This is a genomic window from uncultured Victivallis sp. (assembly GCA_944389935.1).
In the GTDB taxonomy this organism is placed as follows: domain Bacteria; phylum Verrucomicrobiota; class Lentisphaeria; order Victivallales; family Victivallaceae; genus Victivallis.
This window is the reverse complement of record CALXOE010000030.1, coordinates 15817-28909: the sequence shown is the minus strand read 5'-3', so window position 1 is coordinate 28909 and position 13093 is coordinate 15817. Positions and strand designations below refer to the sequence as shown.

The following is a 13093-nucleotide window of genomic DNA, read 5'->3' as shown; positions in this document are numbered from 1 at the left end:
GACGCTGAGTCAAACTTTTCAGGAGCAACAAGATGAAGAAATTTCTGATGATCGTCGGCATCGCCGGCCTGCTGTTCGCCGGCGGAGCGGCGAAAGCGGATACCAACCGCATTCTTGAGAAAATCGTGCTTTATCCGGCGAACCTCGTGATGGACGCTCTCGATACGTTCACGGTGAATGTCGGCATCGGGCCTGTGCTTGAAGCGCGGCTTCAGGCCACTTCCGCCATCTGGGGCGGCGGCCGCGTCGGCACCTGCGGGAAGATCTACAAAGCGTACAACCGCCAGTACGGGCTCGGCATCGAAGACGGCTGGTACTGGGAGTTCGTCTCCATCGGCGAGGAGAATCTCGGCGTCACCAGCAGTACGGCGCTCGTGAACAAATACACCGAGAACCGCACCGGATTTCCCGAACCGTTCAATCCCGTCTACCGCAACGGCAGCCGCGACTACTGGGCGATCGGCGGCTCTCTCGGGGGGATCGTCATCGGCGACCTCTACATTCATCCGGTCGACATCGCCGACTTCATCACGGGGATCTTCTTCTACGACCTGAAAGGGGACGATCTGATTTTCGACGATTTCACCTGGTGATTTCCGGAGAACCGGAGAACAAAGGGGGCGGGGCGGCGATTGCGTCCCCGCCTTTTTTCAGCGGAATATGAGAGATTTTGAATGCGTTCGCTGCGGAAACTGCTGTCGCTGGCCCGGCTGCGTGAAAGTCAGCGGCTCTGAAATCGACGCCATCGCCGCATTCCTGGAGATGGATGAGTCGGAGTTCATCGAACGTTACACGGCCCTGATGCCGGACCGGCAGGGGCTCACCCTGGTTGAGAAGCCGGACGGCAGCTGCATTTTCCTCGAAGAGGATGAGGAGGGCGGAAGCCGGTGCCGGATTCATCCGGTCAAGCCCTTTCAGTGCGGAACGTTTCCGCAAAAATGGAATTTTCCCGGCTGGGAACTGGAGTGCGCCGGCGCAAAACGAGTAAAGAGGAACACAGGAGATCGGCAATGAGTGACAGAACAGGAACGATCATCGTGCTTTCCGGCCCCTCCGGCGTCGGCAAGTCGACGCTGGTGGGCAGAGTCCGCGAGGCGATGCCGGAACTTCAATTTTCCATCTCCTGCACAACGCGCGCACCGAGAACGGGCGAACGGAATGGTGTACACTACTACTTCCTTTCGCACGAAGAGTTCGGCCGTCGTGTCGAGCGCGGGGAGTTTGTCGAGCATGCGCAGGTGTTTGCGAACCGTTACGGCACGCTCAAAAGCGAGGTGCTCGGCCGGATTCGCGGCGGCAGTTCCGTTATTCTCGACATCGACGTGCAGGGGGCAATGCAGATCCGCCGCGCGGCGGAAACCGACCCTGAGCTCAAGCGCAGCACGGTTTTCGTCTTCATCGGGCCGCCCTCGGTGGAAACGCTTGAAAAACGGTTGCGCGGGCGCGCGACCGACTCCGAAGAGCAGATTACGCTCCGACTCGAGAATGCGCGCCGCGAACTCTCTTTCTGGAGGAACTACGACTATCTGGTCATCAACGGCGACCTGGAGACCGCTGCGGCCGAAATGACGGGACTTTTTCGCAGTTTTGCGCTGCGCACGGCCGCGCTTCCGGAGGATTTGTTCGATGCGTAAGCCGAATCTTGTCACCCTCGGCGTGACCGGCGGGATCGCCGCCTACAAGGCGGCGGAACTGTGCAGCATGCTCCGCCGGAACGGATTTGAAGTACAGGTGCTGATGACCGACAACGCGACCCGTTTCATCACGCCTCTGACGTTCCGCACGCTTTCGCAGCGGCCGGTGGTGACTTCGCTCTGGGAGGTGCCGGAGTGGCGTCCGGAGCACGTTGCGCTGGCGGACGAGGCGGCGTTTTTCGTCGTGGCGCCCGCCACCGCGAATTTTCTCGCGAAGTATGCGAACGGCATCGCGGACGATGCGCTCTCCACGTTCGCCGCGACGTTCGGCGGTCCGGTGCTGCTGGCTCCCGCGATGAATCCGAAGATGTGGGCGCACCCGGCCTGCCGGGCGAACGTCGAAGTGCTCCGTTCGCGCGGAGTCCGTTTTGTCGGACCCGAATCCGGTCGCGTCGCCTGTGGCGAAGACGGGGTCGGGCGTATGGCCGAACCCGGCACGATCTTCGAGACGATCCGGCTTGCCCTCGGCTCGGCAGAGTGAATTCCGGAATCTCTTTCCGCAACGTTTTTCTCCCCGTTCACTAGCGGAAGATTGGGTTTCCTGCATTTTACGCAATTTTAGCAAACAGTTTGCGTAAAATGGAATTTTTTAAATTTTTTTTTTGCTTTTTCATCCGGTTACCTCTTGACATTTAATGAGAAATGAGCCATAATTAAAGAAAGAAAACAGTTTGCTAGAATGCGTAACGAACAGGACTTTCGATCATGACTTTGAAAGAGATTGCAGCCGAGTTGGGCGTATCGACGTCGACCGTCAGCCGCGTGCTGAACGGCTGCCATAAAAACTTCACTGTGAAGCCGGAACTGCGCAAGCGGATTCTGGATCGGGTTGCGGAGCGCAATTACCGGCCGAATCCGATGTATCAGGCGATGCGCAAAAAGGAGAATCTGCAGATCGCGATTTTTCTGCCGGACTATCTTGAAACGACTCTGGAAACCGACATCAGCAGCGGCGTCGACGCCCTGAACAATCGCCTGTTCGAGAAAGGATACAGCGTCCACTATCTCGTCCGACCCCTTGAACAGCGCGCGACTTACGGACTGCCGCAGTGGAAAGTCGCCGGAGCGGTTGCGCTGGACGTCCGCAAGAGCGAACTCATCCGCGAGCTTGACGAGAGCGAGCTGCCCTATGTGGTCCTGAACGGCGTCGCCGGTCCCCGCGGCAGCGCGGTCCAGGCGGACGACACCGGGAACATGGAGTGCGCGCTCAGACACCTTTACGAGCTCGGGCACCGCAAAATCGGTTATGTGAATCCTTATCGGGATCCGGAGCTGATTCCGATCGGTTTTTCGGAGCAGCATTACAGCGTGATCCGGCGCACTGCGGCTTATTTCGATTTCTGCCTCACGAACGGGCTGCCGGTGCTCGAGAGTGCGAAAGACTGCACCGCGACGACGGAAGAGGCGGTCGAGGAGGGGATCGCCCGCGGCTTCACCGCTTTCGTCACCTACTCGTTCGAGCTGTATATGGAGGTGTGTCACCATCTTCACGCCCGGAAGATGCGGGTGCCGGAGGATGTGAGTCTCGTTACGTTCAACAATCCGCCGCTGGCCCGCTATGCGTTTCCCCCCGCCACCTGCGTGGAGATTCCCTCGCGCGAGATGGGAGTCGAGGCCGGCGAACTTCTGCTCAGACGTCTCGAAGAGCCGGAAGCCGGACGGAAAAAAATCCGAATGCTTCCCGGCAGGCTCGTGTTACGCGAATCCACCGCCCCCGTGGCGAGGAAATAACCTTTGACGATTCGGACGAATTCATCCAGAACAACCCCAAGCAAGGAGAACATTCCATGGAAACGAAAATGAAAGCAGCCGCCCCGGTCACAGGGAAGAAAGCCAAGTTGTTTCACATTGATCGAGCTCCTCGTGGTGATTGCGATCATCGCGATTCTCGCCTCGATGCTGCTGCCCGCTCTGAATCAGGCGCGGGCACGGGCACGGGACACGAGCTGCCTCAACAACGTCAAACAGATCGGCAGCTACATGCAGATGTATATCGACGACAGCAAGGGGTTCGTCATGTGCTACTGGAAGAACGGCTGGACCGGCGTCAAGTGACAGGATCTGCTGATGCTGTACCATCGCAGCGGCTCGGAGCTCCGGGACTGGGGACATTATGACGCCGACAGGAAACGTCCGTATGGAATTTTCGCGTGTCCCTCCTCTGAGTACGATCCGGGTACGGACTACGATGCGGGGCGGCTGTCGCGCCATTACGGGATCAACCGCCTGTTCGCCAGCGACAACGGCATGTGGGATGATTCGATGGTGGTGAAAGTCTCCCGCCGTCCCGACAAGTTGACGAAGCTCTCCGAACGGGCGATGGTGTTCGACATCGACCATCTCACGGCCTGGGCTCCGATGACCGCGCCCGACACCTGGGAACTCCTGGGTCTGTGGAAGGGCACGAAACTCGAGTGCCGTCCGTTCCGCCACAGCGGCGTCTCGTTCAACGTCGTCTATGCCGACGGTCACGCGGGGAACCGCAAGCGCAACGGCCTGCCCGGCAACCGTTGGGAAAGCCCGGCTTTCTGGGGACTCCCCGGCGAACTCACTGCGGATGACATCTGATGAAGAAACTGCTTTTGTTCTGTATCGCCGCCGGCGGCTTCCTCTGCGGCGGCGGTGAAATCGAATTCCTGCCGGGCGATGCGTTCCGGGTGGAACACGCGCTCTTCAAGGTGATCCGTTACACGGCCGGCTGGAAAGCGTCGGTCTACCCGGGCGAAGAGGAGGGCGACCGGCTTCAACTGATCCGCAGCGGCGAGTCGTTTGAATACCGGTTTCACTCCGATCCGGCCGCGCCGACGGCGTCGCTCTCGCTGCAGATGACGATTCCGGCCTACCGGTTCTTCGGAAAGCCGGTCATCATCAACGATGAAACCGAATTCCTCTATCCGGAGAAAACGGCGGACTCTCCGCTGCTGGCTGGTTACGACAAGGTCAAAACGCTCGATGTGCCGCTCTCTGCGGGAATTCTGAAATTCAGCTTCCCGTCGCCGATTTCCGTGCATTTGCTCGACTTCCGGATGTTCCAGCTTGAGGATTATGCGCTGCGGCTGCTTTTCTCGCCCACGGAGGGTGAGATCGCCAGGGCGAATCTGAAGTTCCGGATGCGTTATGTTCCGTACCCGTCGACCCCGCTCAATCTGCGCCGTGCCGCGAACATGGGGTTCGCCGATGAAAAGGCCGACGACCGCAAAGGCGGCTGGACCGACCAGGGCCCCGATAACGATTTGAGCAGCCTGAAGCCCGGAACCCTGAACGCCGCTCCCGCGCGGTTCGAGATCCTCGACCCCGCGAAGAACGGCGGGAAAGCCTGCATCGCACTCGGCGGCGGCGGGCGCGAATATTTCCCGCGCGAAGCGGTCGTTCCCGGGGCCGGGAAACGGTTTCGCACGCTTTTTCTGCTGCACGCTCTCGCATGGGCGCGCAACGGCGAGATCGGATCGATCACGCTCGAATTCCTGAACGGCAGCAGCCATGTGATCCCGGTTTCGGGCGGGCGCGACGTCGGCGACTGGTGGAATCCCTCTTCCTGCGCAAATGGTTCCGTGGCGTGGCGCGGATTTTCGCGCGAGGGCAATCCGGTTGGACTCTTTCTCTCGGCGTTTCCGGTTCCCGACCGGCCGATCCGCTCGATCCGGTTCAAATCCAACGGAAATTCTGTCTGGATGGTCGCGGGGGTCTCCGGGGCGACGGAGCGGGCCGCGGTGGAGGCTCCGCTCGAGTGGCGCGCCGCCCGCGGCGGCGACTGGCGCATGTTTGAGAGCGAACGGGAAATTGAGCCGGGGGCAGCGCTCGACTTCTCGTTCCTGCTCGACGCCCCTGCCGGCAAACATGGCCGGGTCGTGACGGTCGGAGACCACTTCGAGCTGGAAAAACGCCCCGGAGTGCCGATCCGATTCTACGGCGTCAACATCTGCATGGGCGCGAACTTCGTCACGCACGAGGAGGCGGAAATCCTCGCGGAACGGCTGAGCCGGATCGGCTACAACGCGGTGCGGTTCCACCATTTCGACGAGACGATGACGAAAGAGAATCTCGACGGCTTCTTCTACCTCTGGTCAGCGCTGAAAAAGCGCGGAGTGTACCTCACGCTCGACTGTTACATCGGACGCGTTGTTCAGCCGTATTCGATGAACGACTACAAACTCGCGGCGATGCTGCTGCCGGAGGCCAACAACGACCTGCGGGAGTTCTGCCGGATGCTGCTCGCGACGCCGAATCCCTACACGGGTACGACGCTCGGTGCCGATCCCGCCTGCCTCGGGATCAGCATCATCAACGAGAACTCGATCTTCCACAACATTCTGAACGCGACCCCCGAAATGCGCAGAGAGTACGACAACGCTTTCGCGCAGTGGGCAGCCCGGAACAGCGAAATTGTGACGGATGCGAACCGGAAAGCGCTCTTCCACCGCTTCCTGCGGGAGGTTTATGCGAACTATTTCGAGGGGATGAAGCGCTTTTTCGGCGAACTCGGCGTCACTGCGCCGCTGACCGACCAGAACTACATCATGTCTCCGAGCCTGGTCGGGATGCGCTCGAAATACGATTATGTCGACAATCATCAGTATTGGGATCACCCGGTTTTTCCGGAGGTCGAATGGCAGTTCCCGGTGCGGCTCTCGAACTTGAGTGCGCTCACGGGACGTCTCTCGGTGCCGGCGGCGCTCGCCCCGGCGCGGGTGCTCGGGAAACCCTATACCGTCACGGAGTTCGACTACTGCTACCCGAACGCCTGCCGGGCGGAGGGCGCGGTGCTGACCGGCTCGTATGCGGCGCTGCAGAACTGGAGCGGACTCTTCCGCTTCGACTACTCGAACAGTGCCGACAGCATGTTCCGGAGCACGACGATCGATATCTTCGACGTGGTGAACGACCCGGTCCGGCTGCTCTCCGAGCGGATCGGCATGGCGCTGTTCACCCGCGGCGACGTGACTCCGGCGGAGGTGAAATATCCGATCGGCGTCCCGGCGGTGACGGCGGAATACATCGCCGGTTATCCGCGACAGCTCAATGAGCTCGCGCTCATCGCCGGAATCGGTTCGCAGCCGGAAGAGACGCTGCGCTATCCGGAATTTCCCGACGGGAAAGCCGATTCGGTCACCTCGGCGTCGGGAGAACTCAAGGCGGATTTCCGTCGGAACACCTTTTCGGCCGTGACGCCGCGTTCGGAGGCGTTCGTGCTCCCGGAGGGGGCGACGGGAGCGGGAAAGGTTCTGGAGGTCACCTCCGGCAAGGGATTCGGCGTCTACGCGGCGATTTCGCTCGACGGCGCGCCGCTGGCGGAGTCGGGCCGGCTGCTCGTGCTGCAGCTGACCGACGTACTTTCGGAGGGAGCGCGCTTTGCTTCGGCCGACCGCAAGCTCTATCTTGAGCGCCCGGCGAACTCCCCCGGACTGCTGCGGCACGGCACGGCGGAGATCTCGCTTGCACTGCCGGCGGCGGGGTGGAAACTCCATGCGCTCGGCCTCTCCGGAAAACGGCTCATGGAAGTTCCGTTCCAGAGCCGGGATGGAAAACTCTCATTCCATGCGGATAATTTCGCCGGCGGCAACACCATCTGGGGATATGAACTTGTCCGCGACGCGAAATAACGGAACGAACCGCCTGTTCACAGTGTGAAAAAACGCCGGTTTTGAGGGGAAGTGACGGAACAATCCGTTACTTCCCCGTTATATATCCGGCGGAATTCCCCCTGACTGCCGACGGTGGAACGCCGAAAACATTCCGGAACACCCGGGAGAAATAGAACGGTGTCGAAAATCCGAGCCGGTCCGCCGCCTCCTTGACGCTGAGCTGTTCGTCGTGCAGCAGCGTATACCCGCGCTCGGCGAGTTCCCTGTGTACGTATTCCCCGGGGGAGATGCCGAGCTGCGCCTTGAAGAGCGCGTTGATCCGCTGCGGCGTCAGATGGAATTCCCGGGCGAGATCGAGCCGGGTCGGATGTTCCGTCAGATGCCGTTCGAGAAAATCGATCATCGAATCGAACCTCCCGTCTCCCCCGACCCCGCGCGACGGCTCGAAGAGATAGAGCCAGATCACCCGGCCGAGCGCCGAGAGCAGCGCTTCACCGCGCCGTCCGGCATGATGGAAGAGCCGGTCGGCGCGCCGGAACAGCTCCGGCATCGCCTGATCGGGCGGGAATGCGACGAGTCGCGGCGGAACTTCCGCTCCCGCCCCCGGATCGATGTGGATGCAGCTGAAAAACGCCCCCGCCGGGTCGCCGATCAGCCGGTAGACATGTTCTTCGCCGGGGCGGATCGTCAGAATCTCCCCCGGATGCTGCCGCACCTGTTCGCCCGTTTCGCAATTCACGAACTCGAACTCGCCGCGCAGCGACAGAATCATCTCGAAATCGGAGAGCCGCCGCGGCCCCCAGACCGGGCAATCGATCTCCTCGAGGGAACGGTAATTCACGAAATGAATCCGGGACTCACTCCCTGTGGAAACATTACAATCGTGCATGTCTACAATACTTTCAACCATTGCAAATGGATTTTTTTATAGTATAATAATCCATATCGCACATCAATTCAAGAGGAAAGGTGGGAAAATGGCGATCCAACCGCTGCTGCCGCCGTGGCCGGGGACGATGACCGGCCGGGAACGTTTCCGACGTCAGATGCACTTCCAGAGCGTCGACCGGAGTTTCAACATGGAGTTCGGTTACTGGAACGAGAACTTCACGCTCTGGCCGCTGTTCGCGGAGAACGGCATTCACAACAACGAGGAGGCGGATCTCTTCTTCAGCTTCGACCGGATCGAGAAGATCGGCGGCAATACCTGGATGTCACCGCCGTTTGAAGCCCGGGTGGTCGAACAGCGCGACGGAATGAACATCATCATCAACTCCGACGGACTGCTCGCCGAGGTTCCCGCCGACGGTCACGACACGATTCCGCACTACCTGAAATCGAGCATCGTAACCCCGGACGACTGGAAACGATGCAAGGAGGAGCGGTTCCGGCGCGACGATCCGGCGCGCATTCCGGACATCGAGGCGTTCAAAGCGGCCCATCCCGCCGACCGCGATTATCCGCTCGGTGTCTGGTGCGGTTCGATGATCGGCCGCATTCGCGACATGCTGACGTTCGAGGGACTCGCCTATGCTGTCTACGATTATCCCGATATGGTCGAGGACATGGTCGAGACCTGCTGCGTGCTTGTGGAGGATTTTCTCGACCGGGTGCTGCCGCATTTCGATTTCGATTATGCGTCGGGCTGGGAGGATATCTGCTTCAAGAACGGGCCGATCGTCTCGGTCGATTTCTTCCGGAGTGTGGTCATGCCGCGCTACAAGCGGATCCGGCGCAAGCTCGATTCTTACGGGATCGACCTCTGGTACACCGACTGCGACGGCGACGTGCGGCCGCTGCTGCCCTATTTCCTCGAGGGAGGGATCAACTGCCTCTTCCCGTTCGAGGTGATGGGGTGTGCCCATCCGGGGGAACTGCTCGACCGCTACCCGGGCGTGCTGCGGATCATGGGCGGCGTGGACAAGATCCAGCTCGGCGCGGGACGCGAGGCGATCCGGCGTTACCTCGAGACGCTCGTTCCCTACGTCGAGCGCGGCGGCTACATCCCGTTCTGCGACCACCGCTGCCCGCCGAACGTCTCCCCGGACGACTATCTCTACTATCTCGACCTCAAGCAGAAGATGTTCGGGATGAAGTAACCGCTGCCCGGGCGGGGGCGGAAGTTCAGGCGTGTTCGATCATCCTGATCTTCCGCCACTTTCCGGAGCTGAAGCGCCAGAGAAAGACCATCGCGTCGATCAGGCCGCAGACCGCCACAAATCCCCACACAACGTAGATCGACACCGGATACACTCTGGTCAGGATGAACATGCCCGGCACAAGAATTCCCCACGCCGTGAGGCTGTTCAGCAGGAAAATCGCGAGCGTGTCCCCCGCGCCGCGCAATCCCCCCATGAAGATGAATTTGATGCTGTCGCAGGCGTTGAACATTGCCGCCGCGGTCAGTACCCCCGTGCAGATTTTCGTGACTTCGGCGAAATCGACGGCCGAATCCCCTCCCGGCGCAAAGAAAGAGGCGAGCGCCCCCGGGAAGCAGAGGTAGATCGCCAGTCCGAAGAGCGCATAGAGCGCCGCGATCCGCCACGCGCGGTAGACCGCTTTCTCCGCGATGCCCTGCCGTTTTCGGCCGATGTACTGCCCGGTCACGATCGCGGTCGAATCCGCCAGTCCGGTCAGCGGCAGGAAAAAGAGGTTGTTGATCGAGAGTGCGATTCCGCTGGCCGCGAGCGCCACCGCCCCGAGGCTGCCGACGAGGAACGTCAGAAGCGTGAAAGCTCCCGTGTCGACGAGCGTCTGGAATCCCGCCGGAATCCCGAAACGGAAGAGTTTGAGCACGAGATCCGGGTGGAACTCCCACCGCTTCCGGGTCGGGATTTTCCGCTGGTTCTGGCAGAAGAAGTAGACGATAACCGCCGCCGCGCTCGCGGCTGCGCAGATGCTCGACGCGAGTCCCGCACCGTAGATTCCGAGCGGCGGAAGTCCGCAGTGGCCGAAGATGAACATCCAGTTCAATGGCACGTTCAGCAGACAGCCGCCGATGTTGATGAGCGCGACCGGCAGCGTCCGCCCCTGCCCCGAGAAAAACGCATAGAACGGCGCCGCAATGCAGACGAAGACCCCGCTCGGCAGCAGAGAGGTGAAGTAGTCGATCTCCCGCCCGACGATTTCCGGATCGTGGTCGGTGTTGCGGAGGATCGCCAGGCCGATCACCGGAATTACGAATGTGATGAACAATCCCGCCACAAGCGAAACCGTCTGCCCCGCCCAGACCGCGCGCAGCAGATTGGTCCGGTCGTTTGCGCCGTGATACTGCGCAACCATCGCGGAGGTGAAGTTGCAGGTCACCATGAAGAAGCAGAAGAGCGTGAAATAGAGGATTCCTCCCGGAATCGCCGCCGCCACGTCGAGCGTCGAATTGTGCGCCAGAAACCAACGGTCGACAAACTGCATGATGCTGTTGCTCGCCGTCATGAAAATCAGCGGATAAGCGATCCGGCAGATTTCAAGATAGCCGCCGCGGCCGATGAAATTCCGGCGGTTGAATGCTTTTCTGATTCCGAACAGTTCCATATCAAACTCCCATCAAATGGATGCAGGAGAGGTAACATAGTCTGCTTTTTCCGGAAAGCAAGCGGAAAAACCGTTCTTTCGATTGATTTAACGGGCCGGAGCGGTTATATTCTTTTTTACGATGGAATATTTCAAACTTGAACTGTATGTGCCGGTCGATTATGCCGGGAAAGTGAAAGCGGCTCTCGCGGCGGCGGGCGCCGGGAGGATCGGAAATTACGACTCCTGCATCTGGGAGTGCCCGGGCGTCGGCCAGTTCCGGCCGCAGCCCGGCAGTTCGCCGTTCCTCGGCCGCGAGGGAGAGGTCGAGCGCGTGCCGGAGAACAAGCTCGAAATGGTGGTCGCGGCCGACTGTCTCGACGCCGTTCTCGCCGCGCTGCGAACGGCGCATCCGTATGAAACTCCGGCGTTTCAGTTCTGGCCGGTCAACCTGGGAATGGAGGAGAAATGAATCTCTTTATCAATAATCTGTTTCGTGATCCGCAATTTTTCTTCACCTGGCTGGTGTTTATAGTCTTTTCGATCTGCTGCCACGAGTTCATGCACGCATACGTCGCGCTGAAACAGGGGGATTCGACGGCGGCGGATATGGGGCATCTCACATTGAACCCGCTCAAGCAGATGGGACTGTTTTCGCTCATCATGCTCGCGGTGGCGGGGATCGCCTGGGGAGCGGTCCCCGTGCGCCCGTATCTGATGCGCCACCGGCACAGCGATGCGCTTGTGGCATTCGCGGGACCCGCGACGAACTTCGGGCTCTTCCTCATCTTCGGCGTGCTCTGTTTCGGGGCGGCGAAGTTCACGAACAACGAATTCGCTATAGATATGCTCTGGCTCGGAAGTCTGCTCAACATCGTCCTCTTTCTGTTGAATCTGCTGCCGATTCCGGGACTGGACGGCTGGACGATTCTGCGCAGTTTCGTGCCGCGCATCGGCGACTTGAGTTCCGAATGGATGAAAGGGATCTTCTTCATTCTGTTCTTTCTGGTCTTTTTCGCATTCGGAATTCTCTGGAAGATCGGCGCGGTGATGACGGCGTATCTGATGGCCGGTCTCTCTCTGGTGTTCGGGTGAGGGGGAGCATCATGGAGAATCAGCAGCAGGTCTGGAGTGTGTCGGACGTGAACCGCGCGGTGCGCGAGATCGTCGAGGGAGCGCTGCTTCCGTTCTGGATGGCCGGTGAGGTCGGGTCACTCACGCTGCACCGCTCCGGCCACGCCTACTTCACGATGAAGGACGCGAAGAGCCAGATCAAGGCGGTCTATTTCAACGGGGCGGCAACCTGCTCCCGGCTCGGCATCGCGAACGGCACGCTGATCGAGGCGTTCGGCAACCTCTCGGTCTACGAGGTGCGCGGAGAGTACCAGTTCGGGATCCGGCAGCTGCGCCGCGCCGGGATCGGCGAGCTCCAGAAACGGTTCGAGGAGCTCAAACGAAAACTCGCCGCCGAGGGGCTCTTCGACCCGCAGCGCAAGCGGCCGATCCCGAAACTGCCGGAACGGATCGGAGTCGTGACCAGCCCGACCGGGGCGGCGATCCGCGACTTTCTGCAGATCATCAACCGCCGTTTCCCGAATGTGAACATCCGGATCTATCCGTGCGCGGTGCAGGGGGCGGGCGCCGCCGCGCAGGTCGCGCGTGGAGTGGAGTTCTTCAACCGGACCGGCGGTGCGGATGTGATCGTGGTCACGCGCGGCGGCGGCAGCATGGAGGACCTCTGGCCTTTCAACGAGGAACTGCTCGCGCGCGCAGTCGCCGCGAGCCGGATTCCGGTCGTGAGCGCGGTCGGCCATGAGATCGACTTCTCGATCTGCGACTTTGCGGCCGATCTGCGCGTGCCGACTCCGTCGGCGGCGGCGGAGCTCGTCATCGGCCGCCGCGAGGAGATGGTGCGCGAACTCGAACGCAGTGAAAAAGATATGCGTTATGCGCTCGACGCTGCGTTGAATCAGGCGAAAGCGCGACTCGAGCGCGCGGCCGGGAGTTTCGTCTTCCGCGAACCGGTGCATCTTGTGCAGATGCGCCGCCAGCAGCTCGATGAACTCGACACGCGGCTCGGAACGGCTGCCGAACGGTTTCACACGCAGCAGCGTTCCCGGCTCGAACGGCTTGAGAGCACGCTTACGGCGCTCGATCCGCGGCGGCAGCTCGAACGCGGTTATGCGATTCTCTTCGACGACAACGCGGGAAAACCGGTCACGAGCGCCCGGAACGTTCCGGCCGGGACCCGCCTCACCGCACAGCTTGCGGACGGAAATCTGCGCGTCGTAACCGAGTGAGTGCTGC

General features: G+C 60.8%; 13 protein-coding genes and 1 pseudogene. 12 read left to right on the top strand and 2 right to left on the bottom strand.

Annotated features, from left to right (window positions below; genetic code table 11):
- Positions 1-32 precede the first annotated feature (32 nt).
- The 8 genes and pseudogenes from Q0J85_RS09935 to Q0J85_RS09900 all read left to right on the top strand — a co-directional run bounded on the left by Q0J85_RS09935 (position 33) and on the right by Q0J85_RS09900 (position 7294).
- A complete protein-coding gene (locus Q0J85_RS09935; RefSeq protein ID WP_294480970.1) occupies positions 33-593 on the top strand; it encodes a hypothetical protein in 561 nt (186 codons plus the stop codon).
- 67 nt (positions 594-660) lie between these two features.
- A complete protein-coding gene (locus Q0J85_RS09930; protein WP_294480969.1) occupies positions 661-1014 on the top strand; it encodes a YkgJ family cysteine cluster protein in 354 nt (117 codons plus the stop codon).
- Positions 1011-1634 carry a guanylate kinase gene (gene gmk / locus Q0J85_RS09925; RefSeq protein ID WP_294480968.1) on the top strand — a complete coding sequence of 208 codons (624 nt, stop codon included), beginning with the start codon at positions 1011-1013 and terminating at the stop codon, positions 1632-1634. The genes Q0J85_RS09930 and gmk overlap by 4 nt, the downstream gene beginning before the upstream one ends.
- Complete coding sequence (locus tag Q0J85_RS09920) at positions 1627-2175, top strand: flavoprotein (RefSeq protein WP_294480967.1); 549 nt, start codon at positions 1627-1629, stop codon at positions 2173-2175. The genes gmk and Q0J85_RS09920 overlap by 8 nt, the downstream gene beginning before the upstream one ends.
- Positions 2176-2399: 224 nt before the next feature.
- A complete protein-coding gene (locus Q0J85_RS09915) occupies positions 2400-3425 on the top strand; it encodes a LacI family DNA-binding transcriptional regulator (RefSeq protein ID WP_294480966.1) in 1026 nt (341 codons plus the stop codon).
- Between the two features lie 111 nt (positions 3426-3536).
- Positions 3537-3698, top strand: a pseudogene (locus Q0J85_RS09910) (type II secretion system protein); the annotation flags it as partial.
- 63 nt (positions 3699-3761) lie between these two features.
- A complete protein-coding gene (locus Q0J85_RS09905) occupies positions 3762-4262 on the top strand; it encodes a hypothetical protein (protein ID WP_294480964.1) in 501 nt (166 codons plus the stop codon).
- Positions 4262-7294, top strand: a complete 3033-nt coding sequence (locus Q0J85_RS09900; RefSeq protein WP_294480963.1) for a hypothetical protein — start codon at positions 4262-4264, stop codon at positions 7292-7294. Before Q0J85_RS09905 ends, Q0J85_RS09900 begins: the two co-directional genes overlap by 1 nt.
- 67 nt (positions 7295-7361) lie before the next feature.
- Here the strand turns inward: Q0J85_RS09900 and Q0J85_RS09895 are convergent, their stop codons facing one another.
- Positions 7362-8117: an AraC family transcriptional regulator gene (locus tag Q0J85_RS09895; RefSeq protein ID WP_294480962.1), complete on the bottom strand. Its 756-nt coding sequence runs from the start codon at positions 8115-8117 to the stop codon at positions 7362-7364.
- Between the two features lie 136 nt (positions 8118-8253).
- Here Q0J85_RS09895 and Q0J85_RS09890 point away from each other — a divergent pair, with 136 nt between their 5' ends.
- Positions 8254-9375 (top strand): uroporphyrinogen decarboxylase family protein, encoded by a 1122-nt coding sequence (locus Q0J85_RS09890; protein ID WP_294480961.1) that lies wholly within the window; start codon positions 8254-8256, stop codon positions 9373-9375.
- Between the two features lie 25 nt (positions 9376-9400).
- Here the strand turns inward: Q0J85_RS09890 and Q0J85_RS09885 are convergent, their stop codons facing one another.
- Positions 9401-10807 carry an MATE family efflux transporter gene (locus Q0J85_RS09885; protein ID WP_294480959.1) on the bottom strand — a complete coding sequence of 469 codons (1407 nt, stop codon included), beginning with the start codon at positions 10805-10807 and terminating at the stop codon, positions 9401-9403.
- A gap of 121 nt (positions 10808-10928) precedes the next feature.
- Between Q0J85_RS09885 and Q0J85_RS09880 the strand changes: the two genes are divergently transcribed.
- The 3 genes from Q0J85_RS09880 to xseA are packed head-to-tail and all read left to right on the top strand — an operon-like array spanning position 10929 to position 13086.
- On the top strand, positions 10929-11258 hold the full coding sequence (locus Q0J85_RS09880; RefSeq protein WP_294480957.1) for a hypothetical protein: 330 nt from the start codon (positions 10929-10931) through the stop codon (positions 11256-11258).
- Positions 11255-11881 carry a site-2 protease family protein gene (locus Q0J85_RS09875; RefSeq protein WP_294480956.1) on the top strand — a complete coding sequence of 209 codons (627 nt, stop codon included), beginning with the start codon at positions 11255-11257 and terminating at the stop codon, positions 11879-11881. The genes Q0J85_RS09880 and Q0J85_RS09875 overlap by 4 nt, the downstream gene beginning before the upstream one ends.
- A gap of 11 nt (positions 11882-11892) precedes the next feature.
- The gene (gene xseA / locus Q0J85_RS09870) at positions 11893-13086 is read left to right on the top strand and encodes an exodeoxyribonuclease VII large subunit (RefSeq protein ID WP_294480955.1); all 1194 of its coding nucleotides are present in this window, start codon (positions 11893-11895) and stop codon (positions 13084-13086) included.
- Positions 13087-13093 lie beyond the last annotated feature (7 nt).

What these genes read in the sequence shown, in the direction of transcription:
- Q0J85_RS09920 (WP_294480967.1), top strand. Translation starts at nt 1,627, where the DNA reads ATGCGTAAGCCGAATCTTGTCACCCTCGGCGTGACCGGCGGGATCGCC.
- Q0J85_RS09915 (WP_294480966.1), top strand. Translation starts at nt 2,400, where the DNA reads ATGACTTTGAAAGAGATTGCAGCCGAGTTGGGCGTATCGACGTCGACC.
- Q0J85_RS09885 (WP_294480959.1), bottom strand. Translation starts at nt 10,807, where the DNA reads ATGGAACTGTTCGGAATCAGAAAAGCATTCAACCGCCGGAATTTCATC.
- Q0J85_RS09900 (WP_294480963.1), top strand. Translation starts at nt 4,262, where the DNA reads ATGAAGAAACTGCTTTTGTTCTGTATCGCCGCCGGCGGCTTCCTCTGC.
- Q0J85_RS09875 (WP_294480956.1), top strand. Translation starts at nt 11,255, where the DNA reads ATGAATCTCTTTATCAATAATCTGTTTCGTGATCCGCAATTTTTCTTC.
- gmk (WP_294480968.1), top strand. Translation starts at nt 1,011, where the DNA reads ATGAGTGACAGAACAGGAACGATCATCGTGCTTTCCGGCCCCTCCGGC.
- xseA (WP_294480955.1), top strand. Translation starts at nt 11,893, where the DNA reads ATGGAGAATCAGCAGCAGGTCTGGAGTGTGTCGGACGTGAACCGCGCG.
- Q0J85_RS09905 (WP_294480964.1), top strand. Translation starts at nt 3,762, where the DNA reads ATGCTGTACCATCGCAGCGGCTCGGAGCTCCGGGACTGGGGACATTAT.
- Q0J85_RS09890 (WP_294480961.1), top strand. Translation starts at nt 8,254, where the DNA reads ATGGCGATCCAACCGCTGCTGCCGCCGTGGCCGGGGACGATGACCGGC.
- Q0J85_RS09880 (WP_294480957.1), top strand. Translation starts at nt 10,929, where the DNA reads ATGGAATATTTCAAACTTGAACTGTATGTGCCGGTCGATTATGCCGGG.
- Q0J85_RS09935 (WP_294480970.1), top strand. Translation starts at nt 33, where the DNA reads ATGAAGAAATTTCTGATGATCGTCGGCATCGCCGGCCTGCTGTTCGCC.
- Q0J85_RS09930 (WP_294480969.1), top strand. Translation starts at nt 661, where the DNA reads ATGAGAGATTTTGAATGCGTTCGCTGCGGAAACTGCTGTCGCTGGCCC.